Here is a 21,570-nt window from a genome sequence, read left to right on the forward strand (position 1 = left end):
GTCCATGATCGACGGGGTGGGGCGAGGTTGACTGGGGGCGTGGACAGTGCGGGGCTGCGACTTGCTTACCGGGGCTTGTTTGGTGAGGTCGATGGTGGGGAGTTCGGGTCGCCTGCTCGGGGGGAGCTCAGCGCCGAGCAGATCATGGCGCATCTGGTTGCCAACGACGAGCTGATGATTCAGGCCACCGAGGCTTTGCTTGCCGGATCGCCCTACGCGTACTACGACCTGGACGACATGCACCGTCCGCAGCTCGACGCGTTGGTCGCCGAGCAGGGCGGCATGCGTGGCCTGACCGCGCTGCTGCACGACACCAGTGAACGGCTCTGCGCGCTTGTCGATCAGCTCGGCCTGAACGCGGAAACCCCGGTAGCGACCTGCCTGCGGGAAGGCCCCGACCTGGACATCGACGAGCCCTTACCTTGGTCCCGCACCCTGAACCTGCACACAAAGGTCCACCTACCAAAACACCAGGCCCAACTACACGCGCTCCGCACCAACCCCTGATTCTCGTCGATCTTGCGCTTCCTGCCTGGTCGAAGAGGGCGTAACGGGCAGATCCACGACCGAAAGTGCAAGATCGCGGGGGGAGTGGGGCGGGCGGAGGTGGAAGGTGCGGCGGTAGGTTGTCGGACTCACTCCGATGCGCTGGTGGAGTTGTTGGCGTAGGGCGGCAGTGGTGTTGAACCCGCAGCGGTGGGCGATCTGGTCGACCGTGAGGTCGGTCGTCTCCAGCAGCAGCCGGGCGTGTTCGGTGCGCTGGTGCAGCAGCCACTGCGCCGGGCTCAGCCCGGTCTCCGACCGGAAGCGCCGGGTGAAGGTGCGCACGCTCATCCGGGCGTGCTCGGCGAGGTCACGCAGGGCGATCGACTCGTGCAGCCGCTGCCGTGCCCACTCGCGCGTGCTCGCGGTGCTGGTGTCGGTCACCTTCGGCACCGGCTGCTCGATGTACTGCGCCTGACCTCCGTCGCGCCACGGCGGCATCACACAACGGCGGGCCACCCGGTTGGCGGCCTCGCTGCCGTGATCGAGGCGGATCACGTGCAGGCAGAGGTCGATGCCTGCGGCGACCCCGGCCGAGGTGAGCACCCGGTCGTCGACGATGAACAGCACCGCCGGGTCGAGGTCCACCCGGCTGTGCAGGCGACGGAACCGCTGCGCGTACGCCCAGTGGGTGGTGGCCCGGCGCCCGTCGAGCAGGCCGGCGGCAGCCAGCACGAACGCCCCGGTGCAGATCGACATCACCCGGGCCCCACGGTCATACGCCGAGCGCAGCGCCTCGGCCACCTCCGGCTCGATGCTGCCGTCGGTCAGCGCGGTGCCGGCGTGGATGCCCGGGACGATCACCGTTTCGGCGGTGTCGAGCAACTCCAGCCCGTGGTCCGGGAGCACCTGGAAGCCGGCGGTGCTGCGCACCGGAAGCCCGCCGGGAGTGCACACCCGGACGTCGTAGCGGGATGTGCCGTCGGCACCCCCTGCGGTGCTGAAGACCTGCGCCGGCGTGCCCAGGTCGAGGCCGACCACCTGGTCGAGGGCGAGGACGGCGATCCGGTGCGGGCGTACGCTCATGGCCCGATTATTGCGCATGATGGCTTTCCGGCCACTCGTCGGTGATCTGCGCGGCACCCAGACTGATGGCGTGAGAAAGAACCGCCGCCTGCATCCCGCCTGGCTGGTCGCGGCCGTCGCCTTCGTGGCGTTGGTCGGCGCGGCCGGGTTCCGGGCCACCCCGTCGGTGCTGCTGCATCCGCTGCACGCCGAGTTCGGCTGGCCGCTTGCGACCATCTCGGCTGCCGTCTCGGTCAACCTGCTGCTCTACGGGCTCACCGCGCCGTTCGCCGCCGCCCTGATGGACCGCTTCGGCATCCGCCGGGTGGTCTCGGTGGCGCTACTGCTGGTCGCCGCCGGCAGCGGGCTCACCGTCTTCATGACGGCGAGCTGGCAGTTGCTGCTGTGCTGGGGCGTACTCGTCGGGTTGGGCACCGGCTCGATGGCGTTGGCCTTCGTGGCTACCGTCACGGGTCGCTGGTTCGTCCGCCGCCGGGGTCTCGTCACCGGTGTGCTGACCGCGGGCGGGGCGGCCGGGCAGCTGATCTTCCTCCCGCTGATCGCCGTGCTGGTGCGCGATCACGGCTGGCGTACGGCAGCACTCGTCGTGGCCGGATCCGCCCTCGCGGTCGTACCCCTGGTGGTGTGGTTGCTGCGCGAGCACCCGGCGGATCTCGACCTGCCCGCCTACGGCGCGACCGAGGTCGTGACGGTGCCGCCGCCCAGCGGCGGCGCGGCGAGCCGGGCGCTTGGTGCGCTGGCCGTCGCGGCGCGGACCCGGCCGTTCTGGCTCCTGGCCGGCGGCTTCGCGATCTGCGGCGCGACGACGAACGGCCTCGTCGGTACGCATTTCGTGCCGGCCGCGCACGACCACGGCATGGCCGAGACCACGGCGGCCGGGCTGCTCGCCCTGGTCGGGCTCTTCGACATCGTCGGGACGATCGCCTCCGGTTGGCTCACCGACCGGGTGGACAGCCGGCTGCTGCTCGGCGCCTACTACGCGCTGCGCGGTGCGTCGCTGCTGGTGCTGCCGAGCCTGTTCAGTGGCACCGCCCGGCCGAGCATGCTGGTGTTCATCATCTTCTACGGCCTGGACTGGGTGGCCACCGTGCCGCCGACTGTGGCGCTGTGCCGCGAGTACTTCGGCGACGCCGGTGCTGTCGTGTTCGGTTGGGTGTTCGCCGCGCACCAGTTCGGGGCGGCGATCGCCGCGACCGGCGCGGGGCTGGTCCGCGACCGTCTCGGTGACTACGCGGTGGCCTGGTACGTGGCGGGCGCGCTGTCGATAGGTGCCGCCGGGCTGTCGTTGCTGCTGCGCCGACGGCCTGGTCGGCCGGTGCCGGAGGCCGTGCTGGCCGCCGCGACCGCCCCGAAGGCGTGGAGCTTCCGGGGCTGAGCCGGACCGCTCAGCCGAGGGTCCACTGCTGGGCGGGTCGACCGTCGCAGGCCCGCTGCCGAACGTCGTCGCCGGCCTCGGCGCCGTCGTCGTCGGGCTGCGCGCACTTGCCGCTGTGCGCTGCCACCAGCAGCGCCGGGCCGGTGCCCGTGGCGCTCAGCCGCCACTGCTGGTTGGGCCCGCCGTGGCAGGGGAACTGCATCATCCGCGCGCCGTCGTCCCCACTGCCGCCCTCGACGTCGAGGCACTGCCCGTAGGCGGCGTTGGTGAGCGTCACGACATCCGCGGCGGCCGGGTTGACCACCCACTGCTGCTCCGGGCCGCCGCTGCACGCGGCCAGTTGTGCCTCGGCCTTCTCGCCGTCGCCGTCGACAGCGAGGCACAGACCGGAGGCGGCCCGCAGCACAGTCGGCCCGGTGGGCGGGCCGGCCGGGGTGGTGGGCGACGGCTCCGCGGAGGCCGTCGGGCTCGGCTCGGCCGTCTCGGTGGTCGGCTCCGGCACGCTGGACGGCACGCCGACAGTCGCCGGCACCACCGGCTCCTCGTCACCGTCGAACAGCCCGGTGGCGAAGACCACCCCCACGAGTACGCCGACCAACCCCACCGCCACCGCCAGCCGCAGCAGCGGGTCGCTCAACAGGCCGGAGTGGGGCGCCCGGCGACCGCCGTAGACGGTGCCGGCGGGCTCGGGGCGTTCCTCGGGCGCGGACATAGGGGCCATCCTCGCCCACGGCGGCGCGCCGGAGCCAACCCAGCGGTCAGTCGACGACCCGGACGTCCTTCCAGAACGCCACCCGGTCGCGCACCATCTCGGCGTCCGGCTTCGGCTCCGGGTAGTACCAGACCGCGTCCTGGCTGGTGCTGCCCTCGTGCTCGAGGGAGTAGTACGAGGCGGTGCCCTTCCACGGGCAGACGGTGTGCGTCGGCGACTCGCGGATCAGGTCGTCGCGCAGGGCGGAGCGGGGGAAGTAGTGGTTGCCCTCCACAAGCACGGTGTCGTCGCTCTCGGCGATGACCAGGTCGTTCCACACGGCTTTCGGCATGTCCCCAACACTAGGCCGCCACAGCGACGACGACAGCTTTCAGCGGGCCGGCTGCGGGTCGGTGACATCGGCCACTGTGGCGGCGAGCGCGGCGATCGCGGCGTCGGCGTCGACTGCGACGGCGAGACCGCGTTCACCCGCGCCCAGCGTGATCTGCCGACCGCGCAGCCGCTCGTCGGCGATCACCGGCCACGCCGTGCTCGCGCCGAACGGGGTGATGGTGCCGCGTTCGTAGCCGGTGGCGGCCAGCGCTCCCGCCGCATCCGGCATGGAGAGGCGGTGCACCCCCAGCAGAGCCCGCAGCTTGGGCCAGGAGATGACCCGGTCGCCGGGGGTGAGCACGAACAGGTGGTCGTCCGCGCTCCGGCGGACCACTATCGTCTTGACCACGTCCGGGACGGCGACACCCCGGGCGGCGGCGGCCTCCGCCAGGCTGCCGACCGGCCCGTGGCTGACCAACCGGTACGGGATACCGGCGGAATCCAGGGCGGCGATCGCGGGCGACGGCATGATCGCAACGGTAGCCGTCGGGCCTGCCGGCGGACGGGAAATGACCGCTGGCGACGTCCCACGAATGTCGCGGGTGCGGGCGTAAGGTGATCACATGCGCGCGGAGCGTGTGGATCACCCCATTGACCATGATGAAGCGGTGGACACGTTGCGGCGGTCGTACGCCGCGGTGCCCACTGGCGAGCCTGTCCGGCTGGCCAAACGCACCTCCAATCTGTTCCGCCCCCGGTCCGCTCCCCGGACCCCGGGCCTCGACGTGAGCGGTCTCAACCGGGTGCTGTCGGTCGACGCGACAGCTCGAACGGCCGACGTGCAGGGCATGTGCACGTACGAGGACCTTGTCGACGCGACGTTGCCGCACGGGCTGATGCCGCTCGTGGTGCCGCAGTTGCGCACCATCACCCTGGGCGGCGCGGTGACCGGCCTCGGCATCGAGTCGACGTCGTTCCGCAACGGCCTGCCCCACGAGTCGGTGCGGGAGCTGGACATCCTCACCGGCTCCGGCGAGATCGTCACGGCTCGGCCCGACGGGGAGCACGCCGACCTGTTCGCGGCGTTTCCCAACTCGCTGGGCAGTCTCGGGTACGCCACCCGGCTGCGCATCGAACTGCAACCCGTCGGCAGGTACGTGGCGCTGCGCAACGTCCGGTTCACCAGGCTGGAGGCGCTCACCGACGCGATAGCCGAGGTGACCGCCACCCGGTCCTGGGGCGGTGAGCCTGTCGACGCCCTGGACGGGGTGATGTTCAGCCCCGGCGAGGCGTACCTGGTGCTCGGCACGTTCACCGACTCGGCCGGCCCGCCCAGCGACTACACCGGCCAGTCGATTTACTACCGGTCGCTGCGTCGGCGCATCCGGGACGTGCTGACCGCGTACGACTATCTCTGGCGCTGGGACACCGACTGGTTCTGGTGTTCGGCGGCGTTCGGCGCGCAGCACCCGGTGCTGCGGCGGCTCTGGCCGGCGCGTTACCGGCGCAGCGACGTCTACCACCGGCTGGTCCGGCTGGAGCACCGGCACCAGGTGGCGGCCCGCGTCGACAGGCTGCGCGGCCAGCCGGCCCGGGAGCGGGTCGTGCAGGACGTGGAGATCCCGCTGGACCGCACGGCCGACTTCCTGCGCTGGTTCGCGGGCAGTGTCGGGATGACCCCGGTCTGGCTCTGCCCGCTGCGGTTGCGTGAGCCGGCGGGGCCGGGTTCCGCGCGGCCCTGGCCGCTGTATCCCCTACGGCCGGGGCAGGACTACGTCAACATTGGGTTCTGGGGGAGCGTGCCGATCGCGCCGGGCGCCGCCGACGGCGACGTCAACCGCACGATCGAACGCAGGGTGTCCGAGTTGGGTGGCCACAAGTCGCTCTACTCCGACGCGTACTACGACCGGGAAGCCTTCGATCGCCTCTACGGCGGCGAGACCTGGCGCGCGGTGAAGGACCGCTACGACCCGGACCAGCGGCTGACGGGACTGTACGAGAAGGCGGTGGCACGAGCATGAGCCTGACCGACCGAGATCAGGGGGCGGCGAGCGTCCCCGCCACCCCGCCGATGGGGGGCCGGCCCACGGGTCCGACCGTTGCGGACGTCATCCGCGCGGTCACCGCCGGGCAGCTGCCGGTGCGCATCACCGGGTACGACGGCAGCGCCGTCGGCCCGTCCGATGCCGGCATCACCCTGTCGATCCGTTCCGAGCGGGGGCTGTCGTACCTGCTCACGGCCCCTGGCGACCTGGGCATGGCACGGGCCTACGTCAGTGGCGACCTGGCGTTGCAGGGGGTGCACCCGGGTGATCCGTACGAGGCGTTGCGGGTGCTCAAGGACGAGCTGCGGTTGCGTCCGCCGTCGTTTACCGACGGGTTGGCGTTGGCGCGTGGGTTGGGCTGGGAGCGGCTGATGCCGCCGCCGGCCCCGCCGCAGGAGGCGCTTCCCCGCTGGAAGCGGGTGATGAACGGGCTGGTCCACTCGCGGGTCCGCGACAGCACTGCCATCTCACACCACTACGACGTCTCGAACGCCTTCTACGAGAAGGTTCTCGGCCCGTCGATGACGTACACCTGCGCGGTTTACCGGTCTCCGGACGACACCTTGGAGCAGGCCCAGGCGACGAAGTACGACCTGGTCGCCGGCAAGCTCGGGTTGAAGAAGGGGATGCGGCTGCTGGATGTGGGCTGCGGCTGGGGTGGCATGGTCCGGCACGCGGCGCGCGAGTACGGCGTGAAGGCGCTGGGGGTGACCCTGTCGAAGGCGCAGGCGCAGTGGGCGCAGGCCGCCATCGAGCGGGAGGGGCTCACCGGGCTGGCCGAGGTGCGGCACATGGACTACCGGGATGCGCCGGCGGAGCAGTTCGACGCGGTCTCCTCGATCGGGTTGACCGAGCATATCGGCGTGCGCAACTACCCGGCGTACTTCGGTGCGCTGCGTGACCGGCTGCGGCAGGGCGGGCGGCTGCTCAACCACTGCATCACCCGCGCTGACAATCGGGCGCCGCACCGCTCGGGCGCGTTCATCGACAGGTACGTCTTCCCGGACGGCGAGCTGGCCGGCCCGGGTCGGTTGATCAGTGAGGTGCACGACGCCGGGCTGGAGGTGCACCACGAGGAGAACCTGCGCCAGCACTACGCGCTGACGCTTGCCGCCTGGTGCCGCAACCTGGTGGAGCACTGGGACTTCTGCGTCTCGGAGGTGGGCGCGGGCACCGCCCGGGTGTGGGGGCTCTACATGGCCGGGTCGCGGATGGCGTTCGAGCGCAACGGCATCCAGTTGCACCAGGTGCTTGCCACCCACAACGGCCCGGACGGCGTGAACGGCTATCCGCTGCGGCCCGACTGGCTCGCCTGACAGACCTGTTGATCATCGCCTGAAAGTCGCGTCGGAAAGTCGGCGCGGCTTTCGGCGAAGCGATTGACAAACAGATTTTGTACGTACAAACTGATTTTGCCATGAGAGATGTCCTGTACCTGGAGAAGATCGAGCAGGCCGAGGTCCTGCTCAAGCCGCAGCGCGTCGAGGTGCTGCGGCAACTGGCCGAGCCGCGCACCTGCACGGAGGTCGCGGCCCGACTCGACCAGACGCCACAGCGCGTCTACTACCACGTCAAGCAGCTCGTCGCGGCCGGCCTGGTCGAGCTGGTAAACGAGCGCAAGGTCCGCGGCATCACCGAGGGCATCTACCAGGCCGCCGCACGGTCCTACTGGCTCTCGCCCCGGCTCGTCGGGCGCATCGGGCTCCGCCGCGCCCGCGACGAGCTGAGCCTCGGCTTCCTGCTCGACCTGATGGAAGAGGTCCAAGCCGACATCGCCGCCCTGGACCGGGCCGCCCCCGAGCTGCCCTCGATCGGGGTCTCCGGCGAGATCCGGGTGCCGGCCGAGCAGCGCCAGCAGTTCCTGCACGACCTGCAAACCGCACTCCAAGACCTGTTCACCCGCTACGGCGGCAGCGAGGGGGATGCCTTCAAGCTCGCCGTGGCCTGCTATCCGAAAGGCAACGACAATGAGTGAACTGCTGAAACTGCAGGCCCGACTCTCCGCGCCCGTCGGACGCGTCCGCCAGGCCCTGACCGACCCGGCCGAGCTGCGACTCTGGCTTGCCGAGCACGCCGAGGTCGAGCTGCCCCGACGGTACGAGTTCTGGGGCCGGTACACGCCCGAGGGCGACGCCCCGCATCAGCGCCTGCTGCACGCCGACGACGACACACTGCGCTTCGGCTGGCTGCTCGACGGGGTGGAGACCACCACCGAGTTCCAGTTGACCGCCGAGGGCGCCGACAGCACGGTGCTGACGCTTACGCAGAGCCACTTCGACTTCGCCGAGGCGATGAGCGGCTCCAGCATCCGTGGCGTCCTCCAGACGTACTGGTCGCTGGCCATCGCCAACCTGGCCTCCCACCTTGAGGGCCGGCCGATCCTGCCGCGCACCGACTTCACCTCCGCCGACCTGCGCGGCGAGTTGGTCATCGCAGCCCCCGCCGACAAGGTGTGGGAGTCGCTCACCGACTCCGAGCAGTCCAGCTCCTGGTTCGGCTACCCGATCGGGATCGAGCCGTGGGTCGGCGGCCGGTACGCGATGGGCGGCTTCGAGAGCGGGTACGCGGCCAAGATCGTGGACCTGGAGCCGGGTCGCAGGATGTCCGTCGACTGGGGACCGACCGGCGTCACCAGTTGGGAGCTTGCCGAATCCGGCGGCCGCACCACGCTGACCTTCGTGCAGAGCGGCTTCGACGAGGGCAACCCTCCGTACGCGGCCTGGAGTGGGTCGGTGGCCGGGCTGTCCGAGCTGCGTCGTTTCCACGAGGAGCAGCCCTGGCAGCCCATCTGGCTCGACACCGAGGTGCCCGGCCTGGAGCCCGCGCCGACAAACTGACGGTCGCGCCTTGATCGTGGGGCGCTTGATCGTGCTCGATCAAGGATGCAGTGGCCTCGTTTGCTCCGGAGGGCACTACATCCTGGATCGGGCACGATCTTGTCCTGCGGGGGATTGTCCTGCGATCGCCTTGCGGGATCCGGTGACTTTTCGCTGTGGAGTGGGTACTGGCGGGCAATGTTCTTCATCTTCGGTCTGCGGACCAAGGTCGACCGGTCCGGTGTCGTGCAGCAGGTCTGCCGCCACTGCGGCAACCAGGCCGCGCAGGTGATCACCCGCCGGTCGACAAAGTTCTCCCTGTTCTTCATTCCGCTCATCCCGATCCGCACCCGGTACGCGCAGCAGTGCACGTTCTGCGGGGCGCAGTACGAGATCTCCAGGTCCGACGCCGAGCGTCTTCCGGTCGGCTGACCCGTCGATGGAACGCTTCCTCTGCTGGCTGATCCGCCGGCCACCGCCGCCGGCCGGCTCCGAGGTGCACAGCGCCTCGCGCCCGCCCTGCACCCCCGGTCGGCGCAAGCGTCGCCGCGCCCGCCGTCCCCTGGCCGGCACCGCACTGCCCCGTTCACCCTGGAACCGCTCCGCCGGCCGCTGACCGCTGCCCGCTCCACCAGACACGCAGCGACCCGCTCCACCGTGGCGCGCCACGATCTGCCGGCCGGCCGGGCGCGCCAGAACCTGCCGGCCGGGACGCGGCATGACCTGCGTCGCCAGAGGCGGCGCCGCGACCGACGGCGAGACTTTCGGGCCTGGCGGCGTACTCGGGCGGTGGTTAGGCTTTCGGGGTTTACCGTGGACCGGTCCTCCCGAGGGTGCACGCACGACGACGAGCCGGAGCGACCGTGTCCCGACAGGACGTGCAGCAGGCTGCGAGGGCGCGCAGCCCTGCCGGTGCGTACGTCGCGGCTGCCGTCATCGTCGCGGAGGCGTGCTGGCTGATCGCCGCGCTGCCCGGCGCCGCCCTGGTCAGTGACATCGGCGGAATGCTTGTGGCCGGCTGGGCGACGGCCGCGTGCGTTGGAGTGGCCCGCCGGCATCCTGCGCCGCTGCGCCGCTTCTGGACGATGCTCGCCGTCACCATGGCGCTCGCCGCGCTCGGTCGGGCGATCTGGACGGCGCAGCGGCTCGTCGGTGGCGACCTGCCGCACACGCCACTTGTGGGTGCGGTCTTCGTCGCCGGCATCTTCACCGGCACGGCCGCGCTGCTCAGTTCGCCGTCCGCGCCGCGGAGCGCCGTCGGGCGGGCCCGTACGTTGCTGGACGGGGTGATCGTCGCGCTGGCCCTGGTGCCGATCGCCTGGGTGCTTGTGTTCCGCGGGGTCGCCGCCGCGGAGTTGGCCGACCCGGCGCGCACACTGGGGCTGCTCTACCCGATGTTCGACCTGATGCAGCTCACCATCCTGGTCGCGGTCTCCGGCCCGGTCCGGCCGATGTGGCGGCCGATGAGCGTGCTCGCGGCGAGCCTCACCCTGCGCGTGGTCGCCGACGTCGTCTACGTGTCGCTGGTCGCCCGCGGCGACTACGCCGCCGGGCATCCGATCGACCTGTGCTGGCCGTTGAGCTACCTGCTGATCGGCCTGGCGACCAGGAACCCGCCGCCGCCGGACTGCGACGACACCGACGACACCGCCGAGTCGCCGTTGCCGCCCTGGTGGCGGGTGGCGTTGCCGTACCTGCCGGTCGGTGGGGCGATCATCGCGGTGGTGCTGGCCCGTCGGCCCAGCGGCCAGACCCCACAACTGATCTTCGTGACGATGATGGTGCTGCTCGCCGCCCTCGCCGTGCGACAGGGATTGGCGGCCAACGAGAACCTGCGGCTGGTGGTCCGGCTGCGCCGGCTGGCGTACGCGGACCAGCTCACCAGCCTGCCCAACCGGCTGCTGTTCAACCGGCGGCTGCGTCTGGCGCTGCGCGACGGTCGACCGGTGGCTGTGCTGCTGCTCGACCTGGACGGGTTCAAGCAGGTGAACGACAGGTTCGGGCACGCCACGGGTGACACCCTGCTGACCGGCCTGGCGGTGCGGATGCGGGCGGCGGTAGGCGATGACGGGACCATCGCCCGTCTCGGCGGGGACGAGTTCGGCGTGCTTGTCAACGGTGACCGCCCGGTGCCTCCGGAACGCCTCGCCGAACGGCTGCTGGAGGCTCTGCGGCCCTCCGACGGCGAGGAGGACGTCGGCGTGCACCCGTCGGCGAGCATCGGCATCGCCGAGTACGGGCCGCAGCACACCTCCCATACGGACCTGCTGCGCGACGCCGACATCGCCATGTACGCGGCCAAGGCGGCGGGCAAGTCCGCGTACCGGACGTGCACTCCGGCGCTGCGCGAGTCGGCCGTCTCGCGGGCCGAGTTGATCGCCGACCTGCGCCGGGCGGTGGACGAGGGGCAGTTGCACCTGGAGTTCCAGCCCATCGTCGACCTGGCCACCGGCGCGGTCCGCAGCGCGGAGGCGCTTGTGCGCTGGCGGCACCCCCGGCTGGGGATGCTGTCGCCGGCGAGGTTCCTGCCGCTGGCCGAGGAGACCGGGCTGATCGTTCCGATCGACCGTTGGGTGATCCACGAGGCGTGCCGGGCCGCGGCGACCTGGCGTGACCGGGCACCGGAGGCGACGGTCGCCGTGAACATCTCCGCCGCGCACCTGCGCCGGCCCGATCTGATCGCCACGGTCACGGCGGCCACCAGCGCCGCGGGGCTCGCGCCACGGGCGCTGACACTGGAGCTGACCGAGTCGGCGTTGATCGAGGGCACCGACGCGGTGTTGGAGCGACTGAGTCAACTCCGGGACCTGGGCATTCGGATCGCCATCGACGATTTCGGCACCGGCTACTCGTCGTTGAGCTATCTGCACCGCATCCCGGCGACCGAGCTGAAGATCGACCGATCGTTCGTTGCCCGGCTCGGGTCGGACGACCGGGCGCACGCCACGGTGGAGATGGTCACCCGGCTGGCCGGCGCGTTCGACCTGGCAGTGGTCGCCGAGGGTGTGGAGACCGAACGCCAGCACGAGGCGGTCACCGCGATCGGTTGCCCACGGGGGCAGGGCTATCTGTACGGGAGGCCGGACGCCGCCGCCACTGTGGGTCAGAATCGGGCTTGACCCTCACGTAGCGGCAGGCGGGAGCCTGGTTTCCGGAAGGGAGGGAAACCATGGCGTACACGGTGGGGCAGGTGGCCAAGGTCGCCGGAGTGACGGTCCGGACGTTGCACCACTACGACGAGATCGGGTTGCTCTCGCCAAGCGGGCGGACGGCAGCCGGCTACCGCCGCTACGACGACGCCGACCTGCAACGGTTACAGCTCGTCCTGTACTACCGCGAGCTGGGTTTCCCGCTGGAGCAGATCGCGGAGATCATCGACGAACCGGCGGTCGACCCGGCCGCGCACCTGCGGCGGCAGCACGAGCTGCTGACGGTACGGATCAAACGGTTGCAGGAGATGGTCGCGGCGATCGAGTTCGCGATGGAGGCGAGCAAGTTGAACATCCACCTCACTCCCGAGGAGCGCTTCGAGGTCTTCGGGGATTTCAAGCCGGAGGAGCACGAGGCCGAGGCCGAGCGGCGTTGGGGTGACACCGACGCGTACCGGGAGTCGAACCGGCGGGCTGCGGGCCACAGCAAGGAGGACTGGCTGCGGATCAAGGCGGAGAACGTGGAGTGGGGTCGGCGGATCGTCGCCGTGCTCGCCTCGGGTGCGCCCGCGGACAGTCCGGAGGCGATGGAGTTGGCCGAGGAGCATCGGCAGATCATCAGCCGCTGGTTCTACGAGTGCTCGTACGAGATCCACACCGGGCTGGCCGACATGTACCTTGCCGACGAGCGGTTCACCGCGCACTACGAGAACATCGCCCCGGGCCTGGCGGAGTACCTCAACGAGGCGATCCACGCCAACGCGATCAGCCGCGCGTGAGCCGGTGCGGTCCGGCTAGTCTGGCCGGACCGCACCGCGGTGAGCGTCGATCGGCGACCGGCCGGGCGGGCGCCCCGCTCGGGGGAGATGACAGTGAAGAAGCCCAAGCTGGTCGCCGCCGGCGTCGTCCTCGCCGTGGCGGTGGCCGCCGGGGTGTGGGCCCTGATCGCCGTCGGTGACGAGCCGAACTCCAGCCGCCCGTCGGCCGGCGCATCGGCCGCTCCGACCAGCCCTTCGACCGGCGCGTCACCCGCGCCGGCCCCGACCGATCCGGTCGGTGTGCTGGCGGCCGCCGCCGCGAAGGTGGACGAGCAGCCGTACAAGCTGACGCTGGGCACCGGCGGGGCGGGCGACGGGGACGCCACTGTGCTCGTCTGGGATCCGAAGGCTCGCCGTGGTCTGGAGACCACGTCGCTGAAGGTGCCCAACGGCGAGGTCAAGATCGAGCGGTTGACCACGGGTCAGGACGTCTACGTGCGGGTCAGCGCACCGGACCGGCGGATCCCGGTGTGGGACGGCAAGACGTGGTGGCACGTCGGGGCGCCGGGCTCGCCGGCCACGAACAAGGGCCTGGACAACACCCGGCTGGCCAGCACGCTTACCGCGCCGGCCAAGGCCCGGCAGACCGGCATCCGGGAGTACGCGGGCACGCTGGACCTGCGCGACAGCGCCGCCGTGCTGGGCAGCGCTGTCGGCGGTGTGCTCGGCGACCGGGCCGCCGCTGTGCCGTTCACCGCCACGGTGGACGAGCAGGGTCGGTTGGTCCGTTACCGGATCGAGCTGGCCACCGAGCAGTCGAAGACGGCCCAGCTCGACCTGACGTACTCGGATTTCGGGCTTCCCGTGGTGGCCGACCCGCCGGCGGCGGACCTGGTGGGGGAGGACCCGCCGGCGAACATTCCCGGCGTGTGACGGCTGTTCACTCCTCGACCGCCCCGGCGGTCGGGGTGACGAGGAAGTCGTAGACGGTACGGGCCATGCGGCGGACCGTCTCGTCGCCGGTGGCCATCGGCCCGGCGGTGAGGAACGCGACGGCGGTCTCCGTGCCGGGGATCAGGTAGTAGCCGACGTCGTGTGAGGCGTCGGGCAGGTCACCGGTCTTGTGTGCCACCGGCACCCCGGGCGGCAGCGCCGCCGGGATCTTGGTGTTCAGGGTCTGTTCCCGCATGAAGCCGATCATCAGGTCGCGGGAGTCCGGGGTGAGGATGTCGCCGTCCCAGACGGCACCGAGCAGCGACACCACGTCGTCGGGGCTTGTGTAGTTCTCCTCGCCGCGCTGGGCGGCCGCGCTGTCGAGCATCCGGCGGGCCAGGATGGTGGACCGCTGGTTCATCGAGTCGATGAGCGCGTTGACCGGGGCGAAGCCGCCCAGGTAGGTGATCAGCACATTCGCGGCGATGTTGTCGCTGTACTTGATCAGGTATTGGGCGAGCCGGTGCAGGGTTACCACCTGCGGAAACGTCTCGAACTGCAACTGGCCGGTGCCGCCGACCACGTCGTCCGGGGTCACCAGCACACCGTCGTCGAGGGATATCTGTCCACAGTCGACGCGACGGAGCAGTTCGACGAGGATCCACAGCTTGATGACGCTGGCGGCCTTGGGGCGCAGCGCGCCGTTTACCGCGATCTGCTGGTCGCCGTACCGGCCGGACAGGTCCCGGACGGTGACCCCGGACGGGTTGAGGCTGGCGTCGGCGACGACCCGGGCGAGCTGCCCGCTGAGCGGGAACAACAGCGCTCCCTCGACCGGGTCGGTGGGCGGCTGCGGGCTGGTGACGACCACGCCGGTGCGACGTACCGGCTGGGTGTGCCGCCCGTACACGACGAGTTCGCCCTCGCTGCGACCGATCAGGGGCACCCGGTAGCGGAAGCTCCTGCCGTCGACGGTGACCTCGCCGCTGGCCACCCCGGCCGCGACCCGCATGCCCGGGTCGGCGACGCGGCCGGTGTCGCCGTCGCACGCCCGGTACCGCACGGTGTGCCCGAGCGAATCCACCGCGAACACCCCGCCGGGAAACGACAGCCAGGACACCTCGCTGGTCGGCGCCCGCTCCGGCGTCGGGTCCGCCCCGGGCTCGTCGCCCTGGTCGTCGCCGGGATCGACCCCGTACCCCGGATCGGCCTGCTGCGCCGACTCCGCGACGGGAGCGCGGCCTGGACCGTCGGCGGTGGCCGGCCCGGTCGTCGCCACGACCACGAGCGCGACCGCCGTCGTCAGCCACTTCATGGGTACGCGGACAGGCATCGCCGCCAGGGAAGATGAGCGTCTCTTGTCGCTTTTTCTCACGTTCGCACGATATGAAGCGCCGGAGGCGAGTGGGGCGGCCGAGGCTGGTGTCACCCGACCGGGCGGCGGTGTCCTGGATAGCCTGATGTCCCAGAGGCATAAAGATGTCTCAGCGACATCACTCCGATCGGCACTCCGACCCCCGGAAGGGCACTCCGATGTTGATCATTGCTGGCAGCTTGCAGGTCGGGCCGGATGCGCGCGACCGCTACCTCGCCGAGTGCGCCCCGGTCATCGCGCAGGCCCGCGCGACCGCCGGCTGTCTCGACTTCCTGCTCGCGGCCGATCCGCTGGATCCGGGTCGGATCCACGTCTACGAACGCTGGGAGTCCCCGGAGCAGCTCGAGGCGTTCCGTGGCTCCGGGCCCAGCGACGCGCAGACGGTGGCCATCCTCGACGCCGACGTGCACCGCTACCTGATCTCCGGCGTCGAGGCGCCCTGACGAGGGCTGCCACTGGTGTGGGCGTAGACGGACTACATCGGTGGCCCTGCGGGAGTGGCAGGTAGGCCGGGCGCCAGCCGGCGCATCGAGGTGAAGGCGGGCACGAGCGCGTCGTACAGCTCGGCGAAGAGCGGCAGCAGCGCCGCGTAGGTGGCGGCGGCGGCCGGGTCGGGGCGGATGGTCTCGTCGATCCGCACGAGGTCGGCGGCCACGTCGATGCTGGGGATCAGCCCCAGCGCCTGCATTCCGAGCAGCGCCGCTCCGAAGCTCGACCCCTCGTGCGCGGCCGGGAAGCTCACCGGCACGCCGAGCACGTCGGCGAGCATCTGCCGCCACAGGCCGCTGTGGGCGAAGCCGCCACCGGCGCGGATCTCGCCCACCTCGTTGCCGGCGGCGCGCACCGAGCTGAGCACCAGCGCGAGCTGCTGGCAGACGCCCTCCAGGGCGGCCCGGACGAGGTGTTCGCGCCGGTGCCCGTGGGTCAGCCCCACGTACGCGCCGCGCGGCAGGGCGCTCCAATGTGGAGCGCGCTCGCTGTGCAGGTACGGCAGCATGATGAGCCCGCCGGAGCCGACCGGCGCGCGGGCGGCGATGGCGACGAGGTCGGCCTCGGAATCCTCACCCAGATCAGGTGCGAGCGCCGCACCCGCCCATTTGAGCACGATGCCGCCGTTGTTGATCGCGCCGCCGACCGTCCAACGATTCTCGGTGAGCGCGTAGCAGAACACTCCGCCCAGCGGGTCGACGCCGGGGCGTTCGACCATGACCCGCATCGCGCCGCTGGTGCCGATCGAGCAGGCCACCATGCCGGGGTGCACCGCGCCCAGACCGAGGTTCGCCAGCGGCCCGTCACCGGCGCCGACCACCACCGGCGTGCGCTGCGGCAGGCCGGTCGCGGCAGCGGCCCGCTGGGTCAGCCCGGGCAGGACAGCGGTGGTGGCCACCAGTTGCGGCAGCTGGTCCTCGGTGATGCCGGCGATGGTGATCGCCTCGGTGTCCCACTCCAGGTGGTGGATGTCCAGCAGTCCGGTGGCCGAGGCGATGGAGTGGTCGATGACGAGCGTGCCGCAGAGCCTCCCCAGCACCCACTCCTTGATGCCGCCCCAGTGGGCGACCCGTTCGAAGAGCTTCGGCTCCTGCTCGGCGTACCAGAGGAGTTTGGGCAGTGGCGACATCGGATGCATAGGCGTGCCGGTGCGGCGGTGCAGCGCCAGCCCGGACGGCACCGCCCGCAGCCGTTCGGCCTGCCGTGTGGCGCGCGAGTCGGCCCAGGTCACCGACGGGGTGAGTGCGTTGCCGTCCGGGTCGAGCCCGATGAGGCTGTGCATGGCGGAGCAGAAGGCCAGCCCGGCCACCGGCGTGGCCAGTTCGGCCACCACCGAGCGGATCGACCCGACGACCGCGGCGAGGATGACGTCCGGGTCCTGCTCGGCGTACCCGGGCTGCGGGTCGTTGAGGGGATAGCCGGCCGTGTGGCTGGCGAGCTGCCGCCCGTCGGTGCCGTACGCGACGGCCTTTGTGCTTGTGGTGCCGATGTCGACCCCGATCACCACCCCGGGCAGGGTGTCAGGCGGCATGACCTCACCTCCTCCCGTAGCAATATCGCCCTATCGTGTGATTCAGTCCGCCGATCGGATATTTCGTCCAGTCTCGCGTGTCCGGTCGGCGCGTCGGGGCTGTTAAGCCAGTGACACCCCAGATTGGTGGCCTGCGCGGCGAAGGAGTCGGCGTGGCAAAGACTGATTCGACGGGTTCCACTTGGCGGTACCGGTGGGCGCACCGGCAGAACGTGCGGCGGGTCAGCACGTTCCGTGGCGCCGAGGCGGCGTGGCGGCGTCGCGACGACGAGTTACGGCGGCTCCGCGCCCTGGCCGCCGATTTCCACGGCTCCGCCGCTGCCGGTGCCGGCCTGCCACTGGAGTTGGGCGACGGCGAGGTGGTGCTGTGGGCCCTGCCCGCCGCGCAACTGGTCGAGGTGCGCCACACGACAGTGCTGCCCGCGCCGGACCTCGCGGTCGCCCCGCCGGCAGGGCCGCTGCGCCCACGCCGCCCGGACGGCGTACGCGTCATCGACGCCGGCATGGCTGTCATCACGAGTCGCCGGCTGGTGCTGCTGGGTGGGCGCGGTCGGCGCGACTGGGCGTACGGCCGGATGACGGGCCTGGCCCACGACCCGGCGGCGCCGGTCACGCTGATCCAGGTGTTGGACCGGCCGCGGACCTCCGGGTTGATGCTGCCCGCCGACGCGGCGGCGGACTTCCGGTTCAAGCTCACGCTGGCGTTCGCCGACGCCATCGAGCAACGTCCGGCGGTGCTCGCCCAGCTCGACGAGCTGATCGCCGAGCACGACCAGCTCAAACCGTTCCGGCCGGCAGTGGCCACGCCCGCGCAGGCGCGGCTCCTGTCGTTCGTGCCCGGTGGTCGGCGCACTGTAGCTGTGGCGGCCGGCATCGCGTTGCTGGTGCCGGCGGCGCTCATCGACTCGAACCCGTCCGATCCGGCCGGTGGCGCGGAGGTGGCTGTCGCTGCCACACCGGCACCGAGTGCCAGTGCCATGCCCGCGCTGGTCCGCCCGGTGCCCGCACCGCCTGCGAAGGCCAGCACGCCCAAACCCACGAAGGCGACGAAGTCTCCGCGCCCGTCGTCAAGCCCGTCACGCGACCCGCGCTGCGGCGCGCCGGAAAACCCGATGGGGTACGACTTCTGCGGCGGCACCCGGATTCGCCGGCCGGCTGCCGAGGTGTGTGACTGGTTCGAGTGCGTGCCACAGTTCTGGGCCGGTCGGGGCTACCTGGTGCAGTGCCGGGACGGCTCGGTCAGCCTGGCTGGTGGGCGGCCGGGTGCCTGCGCTGAGCACCGGGGCGTACGCCGGACCATCACGAAGTGACCGATTTGGGGATTAAAGTCTGCTTCGGTCGGCCACAATGATCGAGTGGAGATCCGGTCCGACGATGGCGCCCGGGTGCGGATCCGCCCGGTCGGCTACCAGCCCGGCATCGACCCGCCCGACGACCCCGATCGGGTGGCCCCCGGTTGGCAGGACTGGCTGCTCGTCGAGGTGGACGCCCGCACCGCCGACGGTCAGACCTGGTCGCACCACTACCCGAGCCTCATGGTCGAGGAGGCCCGCGCGCTCGGCAGTTGGCTGTACGGCCAGGCACGAGCCGCCGCCGAGCCGACCCCGCCACCGGCAGCGGTCCGCTTCACCGAGCCCAACCTGGCGCTGCGGTCGCGGGTGATCCGCCGCCGCCGTCTGGAGTTGATCGTGGAGTTCTCCGCCGAGTCGCTGCCCCCGTGGATGCGCCGCCCGACCACAGCCGTCTACCCGTTGATCCTCACCGTCTCCGCGGACGCCCTCACGGTCGCCGCCGCGCAGTGGGACGGGCACTGCGAGGCGTACCCGCCGCGTGCCCCGTCGCGCTTTCCGGCCCGGGGCCCGCTGACCCGTCCGCGTCACGCCGACTGAACGAGCGGTCCTTGTGGAGCCCGATCCGCCCTGCTCTGATGGGCAGTCATGGGGGTTGAGCAGGTACACCGCACTGTTGAGGCGGTGTGGCGCATCGAGGCCGGGCGGGTCGTCGCCGCCCTCGCCGGGCTGGTACGCGATGTCGGCTGGGCCGAGGAACTCGCCCAGGACGCCCTCGTCGCCGCGCTGGAGCAGTGGCCCCGGGACGGCGTACCGGCCAACCCGGGCGCGTGGCTTACCACTGTCGGCAAGCGGCGGGCGATCGACGCGCTGCGCCGCCGCAAGCTGCTGGAACGTTCGGTCGAACAACTCGGGCAGGATCTCGACGACGACGGGTTCACCCCGGACTTCGACGCGGCCTTCGAGGAGCGCATCGACGACGATCTGCTGCGTCTGGTCTTCACCGCCTGTCACCCGGTGCTGTCGCCGCAGGCGCGGGCGGCGCTGACCCTGCGCGTGTTGGGCGGGCTGAAGACCGAGGAGATCGCGCGGGCGTTCCTGGTGTCCGAGACCACTGTCGCGCAGCGGATCACCCGGGCCAAGAAGACCCTGGCCGAGGCGCAGGTGCCGTTCGAGGTGCCCGGCGTGGCCGCGCGGGGCGAGCGCCTCGCCTCCGTGCTGGAGGTCATCTACCTGATCTTCAATGAGGGCTATTCGGCCACGGCCGGCGACGACTGGATGCGCCCGGCCCTCTGCGCTGACGCGCTGCGCCTGGCCCGCCTCCTCCAAGAGCTGATGCCCGAGGAGCCGGAGGTGCACGGGCTCGCCGCGCTGCTGGAGATCCAGGCGTCGCGTACCGCCGCCCGGGTCGACGCCGACGGCGAGCCGGTCCTGCTGCTCGAGCAGGACCGGGGACGCTGGGACCGGCTGCTGATCCGGCGGGGCCTCGCAGCCCTGGACCGGGCACGGGCGGCGAACGGCCCGCCCGGTCCGTACACCCTCCAGGCGGAGATCGCCGCCTGCCACGCCCGCGCGGCGACCCCGCAGGACACCGACTGGGCGCGCATCGCCGACGGCTACGCGGAGCTGGCCCGGGTCGTACCGTCGCCGGTCGTGGAGCTGAACCGGGCCGTCGCGGTCTCCTTCGCCCACGGCCCGGCCGCCGGTCTGGAACTGGCTCAGGCGCTGGTCGAGGAGCCGGCGCTGGCCCACTATCACCTGCTGCCAAGCGTCCTCGGTGACCTGCTTGCCAAGCTGGGCCGCCACGACGAGGCGTGTGCCGAGTTCGAACGGGCCGCAGAACTGACGGGCAACGAACGCGAACGCACGCTGCTGCTCGCCCGTGCCGGCGACTGCGCCCGTGGTGTCGCGCCGACCCGCTGAAAAATTCTTCGTCCGCCATGTCGTATCCCGGCCCGGCCGCTCGACGCGTCAGTGAAGAGCCGGCCCGGCCGGCACGCGGGACCGGCCACCGGGCCGGCGAGAGGAGGACGACATGACGACAATGACCAGCACCGGTGGTGCGGGGTCCGCCGTGGCGGGCGTCGACTCCCGGCGTACGGCGACCAGGGCGCTGCTGGTCGGCGGAGCCGCCGCCGGCCCGCTGTTCGGGCTGGCGGCCGCCGCTCAGGTGCTCACCCGCGACGGTTTCGACCTGAGCCGGCAGCCACTCAGCCTGCTCGCCCTCGGTGATCTGGGCTGGATCCAGATCACCAACTTCGTGGTGACCGGGCTGCTCGCCCTGGCCGGCGCGGTCGGGCTGCGCCGGACGCTGCGCGGCAAGCCGGGCGGGACGTGGGGACCAGCGCTGATCGGCGTGCACGGCGCCGGTCTGATCATCGGGGGTGTGCTGGTCTCCGACCCCAGCATGGGCTGGCCTGCCGGCGCGCCGGAGGGTGCACCGGAGGAGATGAGCTGGCACGCCCTGGGCCACGGCGTGGGCGCGATGCTGGCCTTCGGGTCGCTGACCATCGCCTGCCTGGTCTTCGCTCGTGCCTGGTGGCGGGCCGGGGAGCGCGGCTGGGCGGCCGTCACCTTCGGCGGCGCGCTGGCCGTCGTCGCGATCCTGGGCTGGCCCGACCAGGACAGCATCAGCGTTCGGATGGCACTCGCCTGCGCCGTCGTCTTCGGCTGGCTGACCGCGCTCTGCGGTCGGCAGCTCGCCAACTGACCATCGTTCGTCGACAACGAAAGGATCGATCGATGCGCTACATAATGATGCACAAGCTTGACGAGACCCTGCCTGCGGCGTTCAACCCGAGCCCGGAGTTCCTGGCCCGGATGGAGTCCTTCATGAAGGAGGCTGGGCAGTCCGGCATCCTGCTCGCCGCCGAAGGGCTCCGCCCGACCTCCAAGGACGACGCCACCCGGATCACAGTGACCAGCGGCAAGACCACAGTCACCGACGGCCCGTTCACCGAGACCAAGGAGCTGATCGCCGGGTTCGCGCTCGTGGACGTGCGCTCGCACGAGGAGGCCGTGGAGTGGGGGCGACGGTTCGCCGACATCTTCGCAGAGACGATCGGCGACGTGGAGGTGGACATCCGCCGGGTCTACGAGAGCCCCGAGTAGGGCTGGCCGACCTCGCCGCGGGGCCCCCCCCGCCGCGGGGGGGGGGCGGGGGCCGGGGGGGGGCGGGGGGGCGCGGGGTCGCGGGGCGGGCCGCCACGGGGGGGGC

Annotated in this window: 22 protein-coding genes; 16 read left to right on the forward strand and 6 right to left on the reverse strand. The window is 71.5% G+C overall.

Features of this window, described 5'->3' with window-relative positions:
* Positions 1–39: 39 nt before the first annotated feature.
* Positions 40–507 (forward strand): hypothetical protein, encoded by a 468-nt coding sequence (locus ACPXB1_RS02805; protein WP_355592415.1) that lies wholly within the window; start codon positions 40–42, stop codon positions 505–507.
* On the opposite strand, the gene ACPXB1_RS02810 is transcribed toward ACPXB1_RS02805, so the two are convergent.
* Positions 481–1,587 (reverse strand): GlxA family transcriptional regulator, encoded by a 1,107-nt coding sequence (locus ACPXB1_RS02810; protein ID WP_355592413.1) that lies wholly within the window; start codon positions 1,585–1,587, stop codon positions 481–483. The genes ACPXB1_RS02805 and ACPXB1_RS02810 overlap by 27 nt on opposite strands.
* Position 1,588: 1 nt before the next feature.
* Between ACPXB1_RS02810 and ACPXB1_RS02815 the strand changes: the two genes are divergently transcribed.
* Positions 1,589–2,944, forward strand: a complete 1,356-nt coding sequence (locus tag ACPXB1_RS02815) for an MFS transporter (RefSeq protein ID WP_425734741.1) — start codon at positions 1,589–1,591, stop codon at positions 2,942–2,944.
* 10 nt (positions 2,945–2,954) lie between these two features.
* Here ACPXB1_RS02815 and ACPXB1_RS02820 read toward each other — a convergent pair whose 3' ends face one another.
* Genes ACPXB1_RS02820 through ACPXB1_RS02830 form a run of 3 tightly spaced genes read right to left on the reverse strand, consistent with a single transcriptional unit; the run spans position 2,955 to position 4,497 of the window.
* Positions 2,955–3,656, reverse strand: coding sequence for an RICIN domain-containing protein (locus ACPXB1_RS02820; RefSeq protein WP_355592409.1), 702 nt, complete (start codon positions 3,654–3,656; stop codon positions 2,955–2,957).
* A 46-nt stretch (positions 3,657–3,702) separates the two neighbouring features.
* Positions 3,703–3,987, reverse strand: coding sequence for a DUF427 domain-containing protein (locus tag ACPXB1_RS02825; protein ID WP_355592407.1), 285 nt, complete (start codon positions 3,985–3,987; stop codon positions 3,703–3,705).
* Between the two features lie 39 nt (positions 3,988–4,026).
* A complete protein-coding gene (locus ACPXB1_RS02830; RefSeq protein WP_355592405.1) occupies positions 4,027–4,497 on the reverse strand; it encodes an aminoacyl-tRNA deacylase in 471 nt (156 codons plus the stop codon).
* Between the two features lie 94 nt (positions 4,498–4,591).
* Here ACPXB1_RS02830 and ACPXB1_RS02835 point away from each other — a divergent pair, with 94 nt between their 5' ends.
* The 8 genes from ACPXB1_RS02835 (at position 4,592) to ACPXB1_RS02870 (ending at position 13,669) form a co-directional block, all read left to right on the forward strand.
* Positions 4,592–5,989: an FAD-binding oxidoreductase gene (locus ACPXB1_RS02835; RefSeq protein WP_355592403.1), complete on the forward strand. Its 1,398-nt coding sequence runs from the start codon at positions 4,592–4,594 to the stop codon at positions 5,987–5,989.
* The gene (locus tag ACPXB1_RS02840; protein WP_425734742.1) at positions 5,986–7,329 is read left to right on the forward strand and encodes a class I SAM-dependent methyltransferase; all 1,344 of its coding nucleotides are present in this window, start codon (positions 5,986–5,988) and stop codon (positions 7,327–7,329) included. Before ACPXB1_RS02835 ends, ACPXB1_RS02840 begins: the two co-directional genes overlap by 4 nt.
* A 101-nt stretch (positions 7,330–7,430) precedes the next feature.
* A complete protein-coding gene (locus tag ACPXB1_RS02845; protein WP_355592399.1) occupies positions 7,431–7,988 on the forward strand; it encodes a helix-turn-helix domain-containing protein in 558 nt (185 codons plus the stop codon).
* On the forward strand, positions 7,981–8,850 hold the full coding sequence (locus tag ACPXB1_RS02850) for an SRPBCC family protein (RefSeq protein WP_355592397.1): 870 nt from the start codon (positions 7,981–7,983) through the stop codon (positions 8,848–8,850). The genes ACPXB1_RS02845 and ACPXB1_RS02850 overlap by 8 nt, the downstream gene beginning before the upstream one ends.
* A gap of 177 nt (positions 8,851–9,027) precedes the next feature.
* On the forward strand, positions 9,028–9,261 hold the full coding sequence (locus ACPXB1_RS02855; RefSeq protein WP_355592395.1) for a zinc-ribbon domain-containing protein: 234 nt from the start codon (positions 9,028–9,030) through the stop codon (positions 9,259–9,261).
* A 431-nt stretch (positions 9,262–9,692) separates the two neighbouring features.
* Positions 9,693–11,948, forward strand: a complete 2,256-nt coding sequence (locus ACPXB1_RS02860) for a putative bifunctional diguanylate cyclase/phosphodiesterase (protein ID WP_355592393.1) — start codon at positions 9,693–9,695, stop codon at positions 11,946–11,948.
* 50 nt (positions 11,949–11,998) lie between these two features.
* On the forward strand, positions 11,999–12,757 hold the full coding sequence (locus tag ACPXB1_RS02865; RefSeq protein WP_425734743.1) for a MerR family transcriptional regulator: 759 nt from the start codon (positions 11,999–12,001) through the stop codon (positions 12,755–12,757).
* 93 nt (positions 12,758–12,850) lie between these two features.
* Positions 12,851–13,669 carry a hypothetical protein gene (locus ACPXB1_RS02870; protein WP_425734744.1) on the forward strand — a complete coding sequence of 273 codons (819 nt, stop codon included), beginning with the start codon at positions 12,851–12,853 and terminating at the stop codon, positions 13,667–13,669.
* 7 nt (positions 13,670–13,676) lie between these two features.
* On the opposite strand, the gene ACPXB1_RS02875 is transcribed toward ACPXB1_RS02870, so the two are convergent.
* Positions 13,677–15,002 (reverse strand): serine hydrolase, encoded by a 1,326-nt coding sequence (locus ACPXB1_RS02875; RefSeq protein WP_425734745.1) that lies wholly within the window; start codon positions 15,000–15,002, stop codon positions 13,677–13,679.
* 200 nt (positions 15,003–15,202) lie between these two features.
* On the opposite strand from ACPXB1_RS02875, the gene ACPXB1_RS02880 reads away from it, so the two are divergent.
* A complete protein-coding gene (locus ACPXB1_RS02880) occupies positions 15,203–15,487 on the forward strand; it encodes a putative quinol monooxygenase (RefSeq protein WP_355592385.1) in 285 nt (94 codons plus the stop codon).
* 32 nt (positions 15,488–15,519) lie between these two features.
* Here ACPXB1_RS02880 and ACPXB1_RS02885 read toward each other — a convergent pair whose 3' ends face one another.
* Positions 15,520–17,064 carry a gluconokinase gene (locus ACPXB1_RS02885; protein ID WP_425734746.1) on the reverse strand — a complete coding sequence of 515 codons (1,545 nt, stop codon included), beginning with the start codon at positions 17,062–17,064 and terminating at the stop codon, positions 15,520–15,522.
* A 152-nt stretch (positions 17,065–17,216) separates the two neighbouring features.
* Between ACPXB1_RS02885 and ACPXB1_RS02890 the strand changes: the two genes are divergently transcribed.
* The 5 genes from ACPXB1_RS02890 (at position 17,217) to ACPXB1_RS02910 (ending at position 21,464) form a co-directional block, all read left to right on the forward strand.
* Positions 17,217–18,374 (forward strand): hypothetical protein, encoded by a 1,158-nt coding sequence (locus tag ACPXB1_RS02890; RefSeq protein WP_355629189.1) that lies wholly within the window; start codon positions 17,217–17,219, stop codon positions 18,372–18,374.
* Positions 18,375–18,419: 45 nt separating this feature from the next.
* Positions 18,420–18,953, forward strand: a complete 534-nt coding sequence (locus tag ACPXB1_RS02895; RefSeq protein ID WP_355592379.1) for a WapI family immunity protein — start codon at positions 18,420–18,422, stop codon at positions 18,951–18,953.
* Positions 18,954–19,001: 48 nt separating this feature from the next.
* Positions 19,002–20,276, forward strand: coding sequence for an RNA polymerase sigma factor (locus ACPXB1_RS02900; RefSeq protein WP_355592378.1), 1,275 nt, complete (start codon positions 19,002–19,004; stop codon positions 20,274–20,276).
* Positions 20,277–20,388: 112 nt separating this feature from the next.
* Positions 20,389–21,063, forward strand: coding sequence for a DUF998 domain-containing protein (locus ACPXB1_RS02905; RefSeq protein ID WP_355592376.1), 675 nt, complete (start codon positions 20,389–20,391; stop codon positions 21,061–21,063).
* 32 nt (positions 21,064–21,095) lie between these two features.
* Positions 21,096–21,464, forward strand: a complete 369-nt coding sequence (locus tag ACPXB1_RS02910; RefSeq protein ID WP_355592374.1) for a YciI family protein — start codon at positions 21,096–21,098, stop codon at positions 21,462–21,464.
* Positions 21,465–21,570 lie beyond the last annotated feature (106 nt).

Source organism: Micromonospora sp. DT68, assembly GCF_049847245.1.
Taxonomy (GTDB): domain Bacteria; phylum Actinomycetota; class Actinomycetes; order Mycobacteriales; family Micromonosporaceae; genus Micromonospora; species Micromonospora profundi.

Excerpts from the sequence above, each read along its gene's own strand:
- ACPXB1_RS02905 (WP_355592376.1), top strand. The coding sequence starts at position 20,389 with ATGACGACAATGACCAGCACCGGTGGTGCGGGGTCCGCCGTGGCGGGC.
- ACPXB1_RS02840 (WP_425734742.1), top strand. The coding sequence starts at position 5,986 with ATGAGCCTGACCGACCGAGATCAGGGGGCGGCGAGCGTCCCCGCCACC.
- ACPXB1_RS02820 (WP_355592409.1), bottom strand. The coding sequence starts at position 3,656 with ATGTCCGCGCCCGAGGAACGCCCCGAGCCCGCCGGCACCGTCTACGGC.
- ACPXB1_RS02885 (WP_425734746.1), bottom strand. The coding sequence starts at position 17,064 with ATGCCGCCTGACACCCTGCCCGGGGTGGTGATCGGGGTCGACATCGGC.
- ACPXB1_RS02910 (WP_355592374.1), top strand. The coding sequence starts at position 21,096 with ATGCGCTACATAATGATGCACAAGCTTGACGAGACCCTGCCTGCGGCG.
- ACPXB1_RS02880 (WP_355592385.1), top strand. The coding sequence starts at position 15,203 with ATGTTGATCATTGCTGGCAGCTTGCAGGTCGGGCCGGATGCGCGCGAC.
- ACPXB1_RS02825 (WP_355592407.1), bottom strand. The coding sequence starts at position 3,987 with ATGCCGAAAGCCGTGTGGAACGACCTGGTCATCGCCGAGAGCGACGAC.
- ACPXB1_RS02815 (WP_425734741.1), top strand. The coding sequence starts at position 1,589 with ATGGCTTTCCGGCCACTCGTCGGTGATCTGCGCGGCACCCAGACTGAT.
- ACPXB1_RS02900 (WP_355592378.1), top strand. The coding sequence starts at position 19,002 with ATGGGGGTTGAGCAGGTACACCGCACTGTTGAGGCGGTGTGGCGCATC.
- ACPXB1_RS02855 (WP_355592395.1), top strand. The coding sequence starts at position 9,028 with ATGTTCTTCATCTTCGGTCTGCGGACCAAGGTCGACCGGTCCGGTGTC.
- ACPXB1_RS02810 (WP_355592413.1), bottom strand. The coding sequence starts at position 1,587 with ATGCGCAATAATCGGGCCATGAGCGTACGCCCGCACCGGATCGCCGTC.
- ACPXB1_RS02850 (WP_355592397.1), top strand. The coding sequence starts at position 7,981 with ATGAGTGAACTGCTGAAACTGCAGGCCCGACTCTCCGCGCCCGTCGGA.
- ACPXB1_RS02875 (WP_425734745.1), bottom strand. The coding sequence starts at position 15,002 with ATGCCTGTCCGCGTACCCATGAAGTGGCTGACGACGGCGGTCGCGCTC.
- ACPXB1_RS02845 (WP_355592399.1), top strand. The coding sequence starts at position 7,431 with ATGAGAGATGTCCTGTACCTGGAGAAGATCGAGCAGGCCGAGGTCCTG.
- ACPXB1_RS02835 (WP_355592403.1), top strand. The coding sequence starts at position 4,592 with ATGCGCGCGGAGCGTGTGGATCACCCCATTGACCATGATGAAGCGGTG.
- ACPXB1_RS02830 (WP_355592405.1), bottom strand. The coding sequence starts at position 4,497 with ATGCCGTCGCCCGCGATCGCCGCCCTGGATTCCGCCGGTATCCCGTAC.
- ACPXB1_RS02865 (WP_425734743.1), top strand. The coding sequence starts at position 11,999 with ATGGCGTACACGGTGGGGCAGGTGGCCAAGGTCGCCGGAGTGACGGTC.